At 40.7% G+C, this 14,275-nt stretch carries 20 protein-coding genes; all 20 read left to right on the top strand.

All coding sequences use genetic code 11. The features are described from left to right. On the top strand, positions 1 to 265 hold a 265-nt coding region (gene rplF, locus NT136_01935; GenBank protein ID MCX6765701.1), incomplete at its 5' end, for a 50S ribosomal protein L6. Positions 266 to 442: 177 nt separating this feature from the next. Continuing rightward, positions 443 to 793: a 50S ribosomal protein L18 gene (gene rplR / locus NT136_01930; GenBank protein MCX6765700.1), complete on the top strand. Its 351-nt coding sequence runs from the start codon at positions 443 to 445 to the stop codon at positions 791 to 793. A gap of 25 nt (positions 794 to 818) precedes the next feature. Next, complete coding sequence (gene rpsE / locus NT136_01925) at positions 819 to 1,292, top strand: 30S ribosomal protein S5 (GenBank protein ID MCX6765699.1); 474 nt, start codon at positions 819 to 821, stop codon at positions 1,290 to 1,292. A 22-nt stretch (positions 1,293 to 1,314) separates the two neighbouring features. Next, on the top strand, positions 1,315 to 1,752 hold the full coding sequence (gene rplO, locus NT136_01920; protein MCX6765698.1) for a 50S ribosomal protein L15: 438 nt from the start codon (positions 1,315 to 1,317) through the stop codon (positions 1,750 to 1,752). Positions 1,753 to 1,840: 88 nt separating this feature from the next. Next, positions 1,841 to 3,112: a preprotein translocase subunit SecY gene (gene secY, locus NT136_01915; GenBank protein ID MCX6765697.1), complete on the top strand. Its 1,272-nt coding sequence runs from the start codon at positions 1,841 to 1,843 to the stop codon at positions 3,110 to 3,112. An 81-nt stretch (positions 3,113 to 3,193) separates the two neighbouring features. Beyond that, on the top strand, positions 3,194 to 3,847 hold the full coding sequence (locus tag NT136_01910; GenBank protein ID MCX6765696.1) for a nucleoside monophosphate kinase: 654 nt from the start codon (positions 3,194 to 3,196) through the stop codon (positions 3,845 to 3,847). Positions 3,848 to 3,858: 11 nt separating this feature from the next. Beyond that, on the top strand, positions 3,859 to 4,632 hold the full coding sequence (map, locus tag NT136_01905; protein MCX6765695.1) for a type I methionyl aminopeptidase: 774 nt from the start codon (positions 3,859 to 3,861) through the stop codon (positions 4,630 to 4,632). Between the two features lie 458 nt (positions 4,633 to 5,090). Continuing rightward, positions 5,091 to 5,513, top strand: a complete 423-nt coding sequence (ruvX, locus tag NT136_01900) for a Holliday junction resolvase RuvX (GenBank protein ID MCX6765694.1) — start codon at positions 5,091 to 5,093, stop codon at positions 5,511 to 5,513. Between the two features lie 99 nt (positions 5,514 to 5,612). Next, the gene (locus NT136_01895) at positions 5,613 to 6,371 is read left to right on the top strand and encodes a glycosyltransferase family 2 protein (GenBank protein ID MCX6765693.1); all 759 of its coding nucleotides are present in this window, start codon (positions 5,613 to 5,615) and stop codon (positions 6,369 to 6,371) included. 84 nt (positions 6,372 to 6,455) lie between these two features. After that, the gene (locus tag NT136_01890) at positions 6,456 to 7,484 is read left to right on the top strand and encodes a DUF4921 family protein (GenBank protein ID MCX6765692.1); all 1,029 of its coding nucleotides are present in this window, start codon (positions 6,456 to 6,458) and stop codon (positions 7,482 to 7,484) included. 92 nt (positions 7,485 to 7,576) lie between these two features. After that, positions 7,577 to 8,056: a small multi-drug export protein gene (locus NT136_01885; GenBank protein ID MCX6765691.1), complete on the top strand. Its 480-nt coding sequence runs from the start codon at positions 7,577 to 7,579 to the stop codon at positions 8,054 to 8,056. A 46-nt stretch (positions 8,057 to 8,102) separates the two neighbouring features. Further along, complete coding sequence (locus tag NT136_01880) at positions 8,103 to 8,492, top strand: GxxExxY protein (GenBank protein MCX6765690.1); 390 nt, start codon at positions 8,103 to 8,105, stop codon at positions 8,490 to 8,492. Positions 8,493 to 8,530: 38 nt separating this feature from the next. After that, positions 8,531 to 9,295, top strand: a complete 765-nt coding sequence (tpiA, locus tag NT136_01875) for a triose-phosphate isomerase (GenBank protein MCX6765689.1) — start codon at positions 8,531 to 8,533, stop codon at positions 9,293 to 9,295. 19 nt (positions 9,296 to 9,314) lie between these two features. After that, on the top strand, positions 9,315 to 10,184 hold the full coding sequence (locus tag NT136_01870; protein ID MCX6765688.1) for a class II fructose-bisphosphate aldolase: 870 nt from the start codon (positions 9,315 to 9,317) through the stop codon (positions 10,182 to 10,184). Between the two features lie 74 nt (positions 10,185 to 10,258). Next, entirely contained in the window at positions 10,259 to 10,468 is a 210-nt protein-coding gene (locus NT136_01865) for a HypC/HybG/HupF family hydrogenase formation chaperone (GenBank protein MCX6765687.1), read from the top strand. A 3-nt stretch (positions 10,469 to 10,471) separates the two neighbouring features. Continuing rightward, entirely contained in the window at positions 10,472 to 11,140 is a 669-nt protein-coding gene (locus NT136_01860; protein MCX6765686.1) for a hypothetical protein, read from the top strand. A 308-nt stretch (positions 11,141 to 11,448) separates the two neighbouring features. After that, the gene (locus NT136_01855) at positions 11,449 to 12,198 is read left to right on the top strand and encodes a hypothetical protein (protein ID MCX6765685.1); all 750 of its coding nucleotides are present in this window, start codon (positions 11,449 to 11,451) and stop codon (positions 12,196 to 12,198) included. A 34-nt stretch (positions 12,199 to 12,232) separates the two neighbouring features. After that, positions 12,233 to 12,631 (top strand): GxxExxY protein, encoded by a 399-nt coding sequence (locus NT136_01850; GenBank protein MCX6765684.1) that lies wholly within the window; start codon positions 12,233 to 12,235, stop codon positions 12,629 to 12,631. A gap of 5 nt (positions 12,632 to 12,636) precedes the next feature. Further along, positions 12,637 to 13,899: a Ni/Fe hydrogenase subunit alpha gene (locus tag NT136_01845; protein MCX6765683.1), complete on the top strand. Its 1,263-nt coding sequence runs from the start codon at positions 12,637 to 12,639 to the stop codon at positions 13,897 to 13,899. An 88-nt stretch (positions 13,900 to 13,987) separates the two neighbouring features. After that, positions 13,988 to 14,251, top strand: a complete 264-nt coding sequence (locus NT136_01840; GenBank protein ID MCX6765682.1) for a hypothetical protein — start codon at positions 13,988 to 13,990, stop codon at positions 14,249 to 14,251. Positions 14,252 to 14,275 lie beyond the last annotated feature (24 nt).

Here is a 14,275-nt window from a genome sequence, read left to right as displayed (position 1 = left end):
GGCGGTGCAGGGGAAAAAGATAAATCTTGCGCTGGGATTTTCTCATCCGGTTGAAATCCAGATTCCTGAAGGGATTGAAGCATCTACAGAAGGCAATATTCTTACTATTTTGGGAATCGACAAACAGAAAGTAGGGCAGTTTGCGGCCGACATTCGCGCTCTAAAGCCAGTTGAACCATACAAAGGCAAAGGATTCCGTTATGTCGGAGAAGTGGTAAGAAGAAAAGAAAGTAAAAAAGCGGTTTCCACCCCTGCTTCCGCGTAAACCCCTCAAGTCCACAAATCCGCTACAAATGTACAAATTTTGCAGATTAGTGAAAGTTTTGCCCGCCTGCCGTGAAATTCTATACAATTTATTACTAACTTTTAGATTCTTATAATACTAAAGATCGACTAAATTTTAGAGTAACAGCATTTCGGGCAGGTAAATTCGTGGGTAAAAATTATGACAGTAATTAAAAAAAATCTAAGATTAAGACGCAGGAGTCGAGTAAGATCTAAAATTTCAGGGACAGCTAAGCGCCCGCGGTTTTGCGTTTTTCGGAGTTTGAAAGGATTATATGTTCAAGTGATTAACGATGAAAAAGGAAGAACATTGGTTTCAGCTCGGATGGCTGAAATAAAAAAAGCAAAAAATGATATTGAAGGCGCCAAAGAATTGGGCAAACTCATTGCTGGAAAGTGCAAAAAAGCCAAGATTGGCGAAGTTGTTTTTGACCGGGGAGGATACAAATACCATGGCAAAGTGAAGAGTTTGGCTGATGGAGCGAGAGAAGGAGGATTAAAATTTTAAATAGATAATTTTTGGCATATAAAAAATGGCAAGAGACAATAGAAGATTTGGCAGAAGGGAGAAGCCGGATTTTGACCAAAAACTTCTCGATCTGGCCCGGGTAACCCGGGTAGTTAAAGGCGGACGGCGCTTTCGTTTTCGGGCAACATTGGTTATTGGAAACAGGAAAGGAAAAGTAGGAGTGGGTGTAGCCAAAGGAGCTGATGTTTCCGACGCGATGCAAAAGGCCTATAACAACGCCAAGAAGAATTTAATAGAGGTAAATTTAGCTAGAAATACAATTACTTATAGTGTTTACCAAAAACTGGGAAGCGCGAAAGTTCTTCTCAAGCCTGCTTCCCGAGGGCGGGGCATCATCGCTGGCGGCGCAGTGAGAGCCGTGGTTGATTTGGCGGGAATTAAAGACATCGTTTCTAAATCACTGGGCACGTCGAATAAGTTAAGCGTTGCTCGAGCGACAATTGAAGCGCTAAAAAGCTTAAGGGAAATTAGATCATAATTCCAAATAATGCGAATAAATTATGCAGATTCATCAGCTCAAAATTGGGAAAAGAAAAGCCCGCAAGCGCGTAGGCAGGGGCGGAAAGCGGGGCACATATTCCGGCCGGGGAATGAAAGGACAAAAGTCGCGCTCAGGGGCTAAAATAAACCCGCTGTTTGAAGGCGGGCGTTCTTCGCTTATCGAACGGCTCAAGAAGATGCCGGGATTCAAGTCGCCGCACCCAAAGAAAATTAACATTAATCTTAATGATCTGGAGAGAAACTTCAAAAACGGCGAAACGGTAAGTATTGAAAATTTGGTAAAAATCGGTTTGGTTGGTAAAATTATAGCAAGAAATGGAATAAAAATTTTGGGAGATGGGAAGTTAACAAAAAAGCTTTCAATTGATAAGGGAATTTTAATGTCGAAATTGGCGAAAAAAGCGATTGAAAAAGCAGGAGGAAAAATTATAAACTAGCTTTTAGCTTTCAGCTGTATTAGCTTCATTAGAAATTTGAGAAGCTAATTAAGCTAGTAAAGCTAACCAAGCTAATAAAGCTGGCGGAATGCTAGAAAAAATCATCCAAATCTTCAAAGTTAGAGAACTGCGCAATAAAATTCTTTTTATCCTGGCACTTCTGGTTGTTTTTCGGATTGCGGCCAATATTCCATTGCCCGGAGTCGACGTGACAAGACTCAAAGAGTTTTTTGAAGGGAACCAGCTTCTCGGACTTCTCAATATTTTTTCCGGAGGCGGGCTGGCCAATATCTCCATTGTTCTTCTGGGAGTCGGTCCCTACATCACTGCTTCAATCATTATGCAGCTTCTCACCATGATTGTCCCGCGGCTGGAGCAGCTTTACAAAGAAGAAGGGGAAGCCGGCCGGCAAAAATTCAATATGTGGACCCGCTGGCTGACAGTGCCGCTGGCGGCACTTCAGACCTTTGGAATGATAACTATTCTTCGCTCCCAGCAGGTGCTGGGGACACTGGCTCCCTTTGATATGGCGGTAATTATTGTTATTGCCACTGCCGGAACGATATTTCTGATGTGGTTGGGAGAATTAATTACCGAAAAAGGAATTGGCAATGGTGTATCTTTGATTATCTTTGCCGGCATTGTTGCCAGCCTTCCTTCAGCAGCTTCTCAATTAATCACTACTTTCGATCCTACCAAGCTCTTCACTTATCTCATTTTTGCCGCAGTAGCATTGATTACCATCACCGGAGTAGTGATAGTGTCTGAAGGACAGAGAAATATCCCGGTATCCTATGCCAAGCGCATCCGGGGAAACAAAATGTACGGCGGGATGTCAACTCATTTACCTCTGCGCGTCAATCAAGCCGGAGTTATTCCCATCATCTTTGCGGTTTCCATAATGCTTTTTCCCGGAATGATTGCCAGTTTTTTGACGCAAGTTCCCAATGAGACGGTGGTAAACATTGCCACATTGGTCAACCGGGTTTTTCAAAACCAGCTGTTTTACGGAGCGGCCTACTTCATACTAGTGGTGCTTTTCACTTATTTTTACACGGCGGTGGTTTTTGATCCCAATCAGATATCTGAAAACCTGCAAAAACAGGGAGGATATGTTCCCGGTATCCGCCCCGGAAGAACCACAGCCGAGTATCTTCACAGAATAATGAATCGAATCACCCTTACTGGTTCGCTGTTTTTGGGCACTATTGCTGTTCTCCCGCTGGCTATTCAAGGGGCTACCGGAATTGGAGCTCTGACAATCGGCGGAACTAGTATATTAATTGTGGTTTCGGTGGTAATTGAAACCATCAAGCAGATTGAGAGCCAGCTGGTAATGAGAGATTACGAAGGATTTTGAAACTCTCTACGAATTACGAATCACATACGAATATACGAATACATGATACATTAGAAATTTGTTTTTTTCGATTAGAAATTTATGAATTTAATTATATTAGGTCCTCCCGGAAGCGGCAAAGGAACCCAAGCTGCCTTTTTGGTGAAAAAATTCAATTTAGTCCATATTGATATTGGATTGGCACTGCGTCAAACAGCGAAAGATAAAACGGTTCTTGGGAAAAGAGTCAACAAGACAATTAATGCCAAACAGGAACTTGTTCCGGATGAGATTATATTTCATGTTTTAAAGAAAGAACTAAAGAAAGTTCCTTCCCGAAGGGGAATTATTCTTGACGGCGCCCCGCGCCGAGTAGGACAAATTGACGACGTGGAAAAAGCGCTTAATTATTATCACCGGGTGATTGACAGAGTTATTTATCTCAATATTTCTTCTCATGAATCAGTAAGAAGAATCTCGCGGCGCTATCAGTGCTCCCGCTGTTTCGCCCGTTTTGTTTTAGGAAAAGACATCAAAAATCCCCGCTATGGCTGTCCTGTTTGTCAAGGAGAAGTGCAGAGGCGTCTTGATGATACGCCTCGCGGCATTAGAAAACGGCTGGCGGTCTTTCACAAGGAAACATCCCCTGTGATCAGCTATTTTCGTCGAAAAGGCATTTTAGTTGAAGCAAAGGGAGAAAAAGCCGTTGATGAAATTTTTAAATTTATCACCAAAAAATTGCGTTCTGGTAAATAAATAGGAAATCAATGCACACAGTGATTATTAAAAATAATAGGGAAGCAGCCATTATGCGGGAGGGAGGGGGGAAATTGGCTGAAATTATGGAGAAGCTGGAAAAGAATCTAAAGCCGGGCGCCAGCACTTTCGATCTAGACAAGCTTGCCGAAAAGCTTGTTTTTAGTATTGGAGGAAAGCCGGCGTTTAAAGGTTACAATTCCGGCTTCAGTCGTCCCTTTCCAACAACGTTGTGCACTTCCCTTAATGACGAAGTAGTTCATGGAACGCCGCGTAAAGACAAGATCATTAACGATGGGGATATTTTGAAAATTGACATCGGAATGAAGTATAAAGAATTCTACGTTGACATGGCCCGCTCGTATGCCGTAGGTGATATCAGTGAGAAAGCCCAAAAGCTTATCGCGGTAACTGAACAATCATTTTGGGAAGGAATAAAAAATTTAAAAGCGGAAAAATTTTTGAGTGATTATTCCAAAGCAGTGCAAAAATATGTGGAAAGACGGGGTTTTTCGGTAGTGAGAAATTTAGTGGGACACGGCATCGGCCAGGAACTGCACGAAGATCCCCAGATTCCCAATTTTTATAATAAAAAATACCAGGACGTAAAATTGGCCGCCGGCATGACCTTGGCTCTTGAGCCGATGGTCAATGCGGGAAGTTTTGAAACAGTGCTTGGCAAAGACGGCTGGGTGTTTGTGACGCGCGACGGCAGTTTGAGCGCCCATTATGAGAACACGGTTGTCATTACGGAAAAAGGAGTTGAGATATTAACGATCCCTTAGTTATTGTAGATCTTAAAAATTCAGTTGTTTAAAATGGGTACAGTTTTTCTAAAATTAAAAACCCTGGAACTCACAGTTTGAATATAATAAGTGAGTCCAGGGCCGGATGAATCTCTTTGTTATTTTTGTTTTAGTTTCCTCCAGTAGAAGAATGGGGCGTTAAATATCCGAAGTAGGACAATAATGATAATGATCAATATGATTCCTTTCCAGAAGAATTTTGCCACCCAGTAGAAAGGCAATTCTTTTATTAGTGTAGAAACAATTACGGTTGCTATATCTACAAAAGCAATAATGCTGAGAAGATAAATGGCCCCGTAATATAATAAAAATAATACATCAATGCGCCAGTTACTACTATTTTTCTTCACCTTAGGCCTCCTATAATTTTAAATTTACAAACTTTTATTTTCTGGCACGATGTGCCCAACATACTATATTAGCATAAAATAATTACTATGTCAATAGGTAGTGAAAATTCAGCCAAAATAAGCCATTATTTGGGTATTGATTATGGCAAAAGCGATGTCGGTTTGGCGCTAGCGGACGAAGAAACGAAAATTGCTTTCGCGGATAAAACAATAAAAAACGACAAGAATTTCTTGCAAAACCTCACTGAAATTATTGAGCAGGAAAATGTGAAGACAGTCATTATCGGCATCCCGTCTTACATAAATCGCCAAGAAGTGGATTATGACGGCGAAAAATTGGGGAGGTTTCTGGAAAAAAATCTGGGAGTGGAAGTTGAATACCAGAACGAAATGTTTACCACTAAAATTGCCCAGGATCATCTAATTGAAAAACATATCAAAGGAATAAAACGCTTCGATGACCAGGAAGCGGCGAGGATAATACTGCAGGAGTGGCTGGATAAAAATTAGAACACCATTTACACTAACTTGTTTTCAAAAAAAACAGCTTGTGTTATACTGAAAACAGCCATAAAAGGCGAGGTAATCACTTAAAGAGATAATGAATTAATGGAAAAACAACCATACCTGTCGGTAATTATGCCCTCTTATAAAGAAGGGGAACGAATTGGGAGGACTTTATTGGAGATAGACAAATACCTTAATCCAAAAGGTTTTGACTATGAGATTTTAGTCATTGTGGATGGCTCCCCGGACAATACCGCCCAAATTGCCAGAAACTACACGTCTCAAGTCAAAAACTTGCGCGTCATTGAAAATCCTCAAAATCACGGTAAAGGATATATTGTCCGCCAGGGCTTGCTTTCCGCCAAAGGAAAATGCCGGCTTTTTATGGACTCTGACGGATCGACTTCAATAACCCATCTGGACAAGTTTCTGCCAGAATTTGGCAAGGGCTATGATGTGGTAATTGGATCACGGGATATCGAAGGAGCATTTATTCAGGTTCATCAGCCGAAGTATCGCGAATTCATGGGAAATTCCGGCAACTGGCTGATTCGCATTGTTCTGGGAATCTGGAAATATCCCGACACTCAATGCGGTTTTAAGATATTTTCAGACCGGGCGGCGCAAGAAGTGGCCAGTCGAATGGTAGTAGACCGCTTCGGTTTTGATTTTGAAATGATTATTCTGGCGGAAAAGCTAGGATTCAAAATAAAGCAAATGCCGGTGCGATGGCTCAATGAAGAGGACTCGACCGTAACTCTTTTTGGTCCCAATGGCTTTGTCCAGGTACTCATTGATTTATTTAAAACAAAGTGGCGGCTAGTGACGGGAAAATATAACTTGAAAAAGTATAATGTATAAAGTATAAAGTATCAAATATTAAGTATGAAGTATTTTAAAAAATACCTAATACATCATACATGATACTAAATACTAATATAGAAGGTGGAAACAAAAATTAACAAAAAAATTGACGCAGGCACGTCGGAACTTCGCCAAGATATCATCACTGGCGACTGGGTGGTTATCGCCACCGGGAGAGCTAAGCGCCCAGAGGACTTTAGTAAAAACGAACACCAAAAAGATGATAATGGAATTGAAAACTGTCTTTTTGAAGACCCGGAAAAATCGGTTCAGGAAAAGGATGTTTTGATTTACCGGCGGTCGGACAATGAATGGACGCTTCGGGTCTTTCCCAATAAATATCCGGCTTTTTCTCAACATAAAGGACCCTGCTCTCTGGAAGAAGGGCCATACTTCGCGATGCCAGGCACCGGCTATCATGAAGTGGTGGTGACTCGCGACCATTGGCGCCAGATGGCGATAATGGACGCTCTGGAGGTAGCTGAAGTCGTTGACGCATATCAGGAGCGCTATCTGTTCCTTATGAGTCAAAAAAATGTCAATTTCATCAGCGTTTTTCACAATCATGGAAAGGAAGCCGGAGCGTCAGTGGTCCATCCCCATTCCCAGATAATGGCCATTCCGGTTGTCGCTCCATATATAAAGATGGAACTGGATGGAGCGGAACTCTATAATCGCAGCAACCGGCATTGCGCTTATTGCATCATCTCCGAATACGAAGCCCAAAGCAAAAAAAGAATTGTCTTTGAAAACGATGAATTTATTGCCTTTTGTCCGTTTGCCAGCCGTGCCGCGTTTGAGGTCTGGGTGATGCCGAAAAAACATTCTCCTTATTTTGAAAGGATTGCTGATGAAAGCAAGTTTAAGCTGGCGGAGGTTTTCGGCAAAGCGCTAAATTCGATTTATAAGGCCTTGAACGATCCTCCTTACAATTTTTACATCCACACCTCTCCCTGTGACGGAAAGGACTATCCTCATTTTCATTGGCACATTGAAATTCTGCCGCACACGGCTACTTGGGCGGGATTTGAACTGGAGACCGGAATTGAAATTTCAACTATCCAGCCGGAAGTAGCAGCGGAGTATCTCCGTAAACAGTTGCAAAATTAAAAATCAAATATCAAAATGCAAAATGATTTTTATCCTTTTTAAATTTTGATTTGTCATTTTGATTTTTGCACTTTGAATTTTTATTTTATTTTATGCACGATTGGATAATTAACTTATTTCAGCACTTTCCCAAAGAACTTTCCACGTTTTTGATTGCCGCCATTCCAGTTACTGAACTGCGGGCGGCCATTCCAGTAGCTTACAAATTATACGGACTTTCGGCGCTTTCAGCTTGGCTTTGGTCGGTAGCCGGAACATATTTCGCAATGGTTTTGATTGTTTTGCTCCTTGATCCAATTGCCAGCTTTTTGTCAAAATACGTCGGCCTATTTTCCAGGTTTTTCAATTGGCTTTTTGAGCACACCCGGCGGCGAACAAACGGAAAAATGGAGCAATATGGCAAGTGGGCAATTTTCGTTTTAGCAGCCACGCCCGTACCTTTCATTGGGGGAATGACAGGAGCGCTGGCGGCGTTCGTGTTCGGGGTGCCGCTGAAAAAATCCCTGCCACTTTTGCTTCTTGGTACGATGGTGTCAGGGATAATTGTGCTGTTGGTAACAATTGGAATGTAATTCTAATCAACGAATAAATTCAAATCTGCTAATTGCGAATGATTATATGAAGAGAGAATTAGTTTATCCGGAATTGTCGTATAAAATTAATGGCTTATTGTTTAAGGTTCATAATAATCTAGGGAAATACTGCAATGAAAAACAACATGGTGATTTATTTGAGAGAAAGTTAAAAGAAAACAATATAAAATATGAAAGAGAAAAAATATTGCCAGAATTTTTTATGGGCGAGAAAAATGGAAGAAATAGAATTGATTTTTTAATAAAGAATAAAATAATTTTAGAATTGAAATGCAAGAGAATTATTGACCGTTCAGATTTTTATCAGACAAAAAGATATTTAGTTGCGTTAAATAAGAGACTAAGCTTACTTGTTAATTTTAATGTAAAATACTTAAGCCCTAAAAGAGTACTGAATCCAAATTGCAAAGATTAGCAATTCGTTGATTTGCATTTATTAGCATTATTAGAATTATGAAATATGTCGTCGGCAATCTGAAAATGAATATCCTTTCTCCCTTAGAAAGAGACTGTTACTTCAAGCTGTTTAAGAAAGAGATTGTTGGAATAAAGTTTAAAAATACAGAGATCGTTCTTTGTCCGCCATTCGTTTATCTGGAGGATTTTGTTAGCAATCTTGGCGGAAAGTATGTGAGAATCGGGGCGCAGAATGTTTTTGAAGAAAGAAGCGGCTCATATACCGGAGAAATTTCCCCACCGATGATCAAGAATCTGGGCGCCGAATATGTTATTGTCGGTCACAGCGAACGGCGCAGATATTTTGGGGAGACCAATGCTTCGGCCAATCTTAAGTTAAAGGCCTCCGCAAAAGCGGGCTTGCATCCTGTTTATTGCGTGGGGGAAACACAGGAAGAACGGGATGCCGGACTGACTCAAAACGTGGTCAATCTGCAAATCGAGGAAGGTCTTAGTGATGTCCCCTCGGCGTATCTGGAAAATATAATCCTCGTCTACGAACCAGTTTGGTCCGTCGGCACGGATGTTGTTCCGACCAGCGATGAAGTGATGGAAGCAAGAATCCTTATTAAAAAAATATTAGTGGATAAATATGGAGCAAAATTCGCCGAACGAATAAAGATTCTCTATGGCGGATCGGTAAAGGAAAAAAATATTGAGCGGCTTTGCCTGGAACCGGGAATGGACGGGGTGCTTGTCGGGAGAGAGAGTTTAACACCGTATGAGTTTATTAAGCTAGCTCAAATCATTAGTGAAAAATAATTGGTTTAATTTTATATGTATGATAGTCAGTGTTAAAGAGATATTAGCCAAAGCTCAAGAAGGCGGTTATGCCGTTGGGGCTTTTAATACGATGAATCTTGAAACCACCCGCGCTATCATTGAAGGGGCTCGCGAAATGCGCTCCCCGGTTATTATCCAGATTACGGAAAAGACAATGGAATACGCCGGCGGAAGAGGAATTTTTCACTTGGTAAAAAATGACGCCGAATTCTATGCTCCGGAAATACCGGTTGGAATTCACCTTGATCACGGAAAAAGTTTTGAAATTATTCAGCGGGCAGTGGAGATTGGATTTACCTCGGTGATGTATGATGGCTCCAGAAAGAATTACATGGACAATCTAGAAATGACCAAAAAAGTAGTTAATTTTTGCCACAAGAAAAGAATAGCCGTTCAAGCAGAGTTAGGAAATGTCCCCTATATCGGCGAATTGGGAATGGGGGAGATTCAATGGGAAAAATATATGACCGATCCAGGTCAGGCAGAGGATTTTGTGGCCAAAACCAATGTTGATTCTTTGGCGGTGGCTATCGGAAATGCTCACGGATTTTTTAAAGAACGATCAAAGCCGGACCTGGACCGTTTAGAGATGATTAAAAAGTACACGAATATTCCCCTGGTGCTGCACGGTGCTTCGGATTGGGAAAACAGCCGAGTGGAAGAAGTTATCAAAAGAGGGATAGTTTGTTTTAACGTAGATACCAGCTTGCGCTTGGCTTTTATGAATAGTTTGATTAACGCGGCTCGCAATCAGGAAGGCCTTTCTTTTGATATCCGAAAAGTTTTGGGCGATGCCCGCGAAGCGGTGAAAAAAACTGTTCAGGAAAAAATCAAGATATTTGGGAGCGACGGGCAGGCATCCGAATGAAGATGCGAATTATATCCGAATTAAAATGCGAATTCGTATCGTAATTTGGGCGTAATTCGAATCATAATTCGTATATGTGTTTAACTATACCCAAAAAAGTCATAGTAGTCGAAAAGGATTTTGTTATTGTCGAAAATCCCAGCGGGGATAGACAGAAAGTAAAAAGTATGATAGATTTAAAAATCGGCGATTATTGCTTAACACAGCAAGGGATTGTCGTTGAAAAAATAGGTGAAGGAGAAGCCAGAAAGATCTTTAAAATTTTGAAAAAAGGAGAAAAATAAGCTATGCTTATAACTAAAAATGCAGCATTAGTTTTTAGCAGAATTGTAGTAAGCTGTCTGCCACTCAAGGACGAGTTGTTTGGAAAAGAACAGCAAGGGTTGATTAAGAACCTAAAATCGGAGGATAAAATTGATCTTAAAGAATTCGCCAAGGTTTTTTTATTGGAAAAAGAAACCTACCAGGATATTGTTAAATTTGCCAAGAGTTTAGGAAAAAATCTCGTTGACAGAGATATGGTTCTGGAATTTTTTGGCGGAAGGCCACATCTTCAAAAAATTGTGCGACAAATTCGGAACCAGATTCATGGCAAGAAACTTGCCCAGCAATTTCTATTCGCGCACATTTTGATTCCGGTGGAGATAGTATCTGCTGGTGAGAAGTTAAGTGGCATATATCGAAACGGTAACTCGGAATTTTCAGTGAAAAACTTAGTGCCTTTTCCGGAAGATGCCGCAATGTCAGTTGGTCAGAAGGTTTTAGTCCATTATGCAGCGGTAATTACTACCGAATTTGACAGAGCCACTGAAGAAAAGATATTAAAAGACCAGGCCAATCAAGAAGAATTTATCAGTGCTTGTGAGCATTTAGGTGAAATTGATTACAGTAAGTTTATGAATCTGTGCGAAGGAACCCAAACTGTTGTCAAGAATTGGCGTTTTAAAGTTTCCTAAAGTTGAACTTTAGGATTACTTTAGGATTAGAAAAAGGAGGTTGAAATGTTCTTAATAATATCACTGATTCTAGCGACGCTGTTTCTTCTTGTTGTAACACCTGTTAAGCCAGAAGTTCGCACTGAGGTCGCTTTTTTGAGGATATTTACACTGGCAGGGGGCATAATGCTTACGGTAAAACTGTTTCAGATGATAGTTAAACGGTATAAAAAGAAGTGAGGGAAAAACAATCAATAGCAAGAGCAAGAATATTTCATTCTTGCTCTTTTTCTTTTTCTAAAAGATGTATTTATGGTAAAATAATTAGTATGGATCAGCCGAAGCCCAAAATCGCCATTGTCAGCTTGACCTCCTGTGAGGGTTGTGAATTCGCCCTTTTGGATTTAGGGCAGAGATTTTTTGACTTAATGAATCGAGTGGAAATGGTGGACTTTCGAATGATCGAAGACGAAGAAGATAAGGGAAGAAAAATAGATATTGGAATTGTGGAAGGAAACCCGATAACTTCCGAAAATATCAAAACCCTGAAGGAATTGAGAAAACGAAGTAAATTACTTGTAATACTGGGCAATTGCGCGTCAATGGGAGGAGTACCGGGGATTAAGAATTATCAAAAAGAAAAGCAAACCATCAAGTATGTGTATAGGTATGTTCAGGGAATTGCCAATCCTGAAATTAAAGAAGTAGATAACTTTGTAAAAGTGGATTTTACTTTTCCGGGCTGTCCGATCAACGGTGAGGAATTCTTAAAATATCTGCCAGAACTCTTAGCTGGTAAAATTCCTAAAATCCCTGATCTTTCAATTTGCGTGGAATGTCAGAAATTAAAAAACAGGTGCCTGTTGCTAGATAAGAAGCCCTGTTTTGGTCCAATGATCCTAGGGGGGTGCGACGCTGTTTGCCCCACGGCCCGGATGATGTGCCAGGGTTGCCGGGGACTGCGCCCAACGGGTAATGTGAAAGCCATGCGTGAAACGCTCAGAGATATGATGACGGAGGAGGAATTTGAAAATACAAGCGAAATCTATGGCTTAAGAGATGACTTATCCGAATTATAATCCGAATAGATCTGAATTAAAATCCGAATGGTTTATGGCAAATATTTTGCACAAGGATTTATGTTATCAATTGTATGGTTTATTATTTAATGTACACAATTCCCTAGGTGGCTTTTGCAAACATAATCAGTACTGTGAAGCTTTAGAGGTTTTACTTAAAGAGAATGGCATAAAATACAAAAGAGAAATTGAAGTGCCGATAAAATTTAACAAAATAAGATTAGCCGGAAACATTTTGGATTTTTTGATAGATGACAAAATAGTATTAGATATAAAGTGCAAGAGATACATTACAAAACAGGATTATGTCCAGATGAAAAGATATCTACGCGCTACTGAAAATGAGCTTGGAATAATAGTAAATTTTTCTGAAAAGAAAATTAAACCAGTCCGGATATTAGACAAAAAACATTCGGATAATATTCGGAAATAATTAGGATGAATATTAGGATAGATCACATCGCCAAAATGGAAGGGCACGCCGGGTTTATGGCCAGTGTCGTTCGCGGTGACGTGAAATCGGCCAAGCTTGAAGTCCAGGAAGGAATTCGCCTGATGGAGGGAATTTTAGTCGGTCGGCGCTATGAAGACGTGCCGATCATCGCTCAAAGAATTTGCGGGATTTGCCCGGTGGTCCATAACTTGACCTCCATTAAAGCCATTGAAAACGCTTTCGGAGTTGAAGTGAGCAATGAAACAGTGAATCTGCGGAAACTTCTTGAGTGGGGGCAAATTATCCATTCTCATACGCTTCACCTCTTCTTTTTGTCACTTGCCGATTTTTTGGATATTGAAAATGATCTTAATCTGACTAAAGAATATCCAAAGGAGACGAAAAAGATCCTGAAACTTCGGGAGTACGGACTTGATATAGTGAGGACTGTCGGAGGGCGGGTGATTCATCCACTCACCAATGAGGTCGGAGGATTCAAGAAAGTTCCGGAATTGGCTAAAATTCAGCGGCTGATTGCCGCCGGTGAAGCAGCATTTCCGCTGGCGTTGGAAATGGGTGAGTTTTTCAAGAGGATAAAACTCCCCGAGTTTTCCCGTCCGACGGAATATGTTTCACTTGATAAGTTTGGCGAGTATGCTATTTATGATGGCGATATTATTTCGAGCAAAGGGTTGCGCATCTCGGTGGATCAATTTGAGAAGAAATTTCAGGAGTTTCAGCGCCCGCGGGAGATTGTAAAGCGCGTCGTCTCTGACGGAAAAACCAGCTATATGGTAGGAGCTATCGCCCGGGTGAATAATATGGCCAAAAAACTTCCGCCCCAAGCGATGAAATTTTTAGAAGGCCTCAATTACAAACTTCCGGATTATAATCCTTTTCATAACGTCCTTTACCAGATGACAGAAGTGATTGCCGCAGTGGAAGAGTCATCGCGGATTTTGCGGATATTATCCAATAGTGATCTAAGTAAAGCTCTTACCGGATCATACACTGTCCGTGAGGGATCAGCAGCAGCGGCCGTGGAAGCACCCAGAGGAACGCTTTATTATCATATTGATCTTGACGCCAAGGGCTGCGTCAAAAATGCCAACATCATTACTCCGACCGCCCAATTTCTGTCGCATTTGGAAGACGATATTGAGGCCTATGTTCCGGTGGTGATAGATCTGCCGGCAGTGGAAAGGGAGAAGAAACTGCGCGCTTTTATCCGGGCGTATGATCCTTGCATATCGTGTGCGGTACACTAATCACATAACATAAAACATGAAACATGGAACTAAAAAAGCACAAGCTATATGTTCCATGCTATATGTTCCATGAATTTTGCACGATTTTTTGTTAGCCAAAGAAATAATCGATAAACTTTTAAGGATTGCCAGTAAAAAGAATTTAATTAACATTAAAAGCGTTAGTTTGGAAGTTGGTAGCATTGCTCTGGCTCATAATGGTTTATCGAAACATGTGGAGGATACTACCATAGAGAATTTAGAATTTGGGCTAAGAAATATAGCCAAGAACACAATTTTGGAAAATACAAAATTCTCAATTTCCAAAATCCCGGGAGAACATTGGAAAATAAAAGATATTGTTGTAGAATAAGTATAAATAATGATTAATTTTTGG

It is taken from the genome of Candidatus Moraniibacteriota bacterium, from assembly GCA_026396275.1.
GTDB lineage: Bacteria > Patescibacteriota > Minisyncoccia > Moranbacterales > JAPLXC01 > JAPLXC01.
Note: the sequence above shows the minus strand (reverse complement) of the source record. Positions and strands in the feature narration are given on the sequence as shown.

Excerpts from the sequence above, each read along its gene's own strand:
- rpsE (MCX6765699.1), top strand. The coding sequence starts at position 819 with ATGGCAAGAGACAATAGAAGATTTGGCAGAAGGGAGAAGCCGGATTTT.
- rplO (MCX6765698.1), top strand. The coding sequence starts at position 1,315 with ATGCAGATTCATCAGCTCAAAATTGGGAAAAGAAAAGCCCGCAAGCGC.
- secY (MCX6765697.1), top strand. The coding sequence starts at position 1,841 with ATGCTAGAAAAAATCATCCAAATCTTCAAAGTTAGAGAACTGCGCAAT.
- NT136_01910 (MCX6765696.1), top strand. The coding sequence starts at position 3,194 with ATGAATTTAATTATATTAGGTCCTCCCGGAAGCGGCAAAGGAACCCAA.
- map (MCX6765695.1), top strand. The coding sequence starts at position 3,859 with ATGCACACAGTGATTATTAAAAATAATAGGGAAGCAGCCATTATGCGG.
- ruvX (MCX6765694.1), top strand. The coding sequence starts at position 5,091 with ATGTCAATAGGTAGTGAAAATTCAGCCAAAATAAGCCATTATTTGGGT.
- NT136_01895 (MCX6765693.1), top strand. The coding sequence starts at position 5,613 with ATGGAAAAACAACCATACCTGTCGGTAATTATGCCCTCTTATAAAGAA.
- NT136_01885 (MCX6765691.1), top strand. The coding sequence starts at position 7,577 with ATGCACGATTGGATAATTAACTTATTTCAGCACTTTCCCAAAGAACTT.
- NT136_01880 (MCX6765690.1), top strand. The coding sequence starts at position 8,103 with ATGAAGAGAGAATTAGTTTATCCGGAATTGTCGTATAAAATTAATGGC.
- tpiA (MCX6765689.1), top strand. The coding sequence starts at position 8,531 with ATGAAATATGTCGTCGGCAATCTGAAAATGAATATCCTTTCTCCCTTA.
- NT136_01870 (MCX6765688.1), top strand. The coding sequence starts at position 9,315 with ATGATAGTCAGTGTTAAAGAGATATTAGCCAAAGCTCAAGAAGGCGGT.
- NT136_01865 (MCX6765687.1), top strand. The coding sequence starts at position 10,259 with ATGTGTTTAACTATACCCAAAAAAGTCATAGTAGTCGAAAAGGATTTT.
- NT136_01860 (MCX6765686.1), top strand. The coding sequence starts at position 10,472 with ATGCTTATAACTAAAAATGCAGCATTAGTTTTTAGCAGAATTGTAGTA.
- NT136_01855 (MCX6765685.1), top strand. The coding sequence starts at position 11,449 with ATGGATCAGCCGAAGCCCAAAATCGCCATTGTCAGCTTGACCTCCTGT.
- NT136_01850 (MCX6765684.1), top strand. The coding sequence starts at position 12,233 with ATGGCAAATATTTTGCACAAGGATTTATGTTATCAATTGTATGGTTTA.
- NT136_01845 (MCX6765683.1), top strand. The coding sequence starts at position 12,637 with ATGAATATTAGGATAGATCACATCGCCAAAATGGAAGGGCACGCCGGG.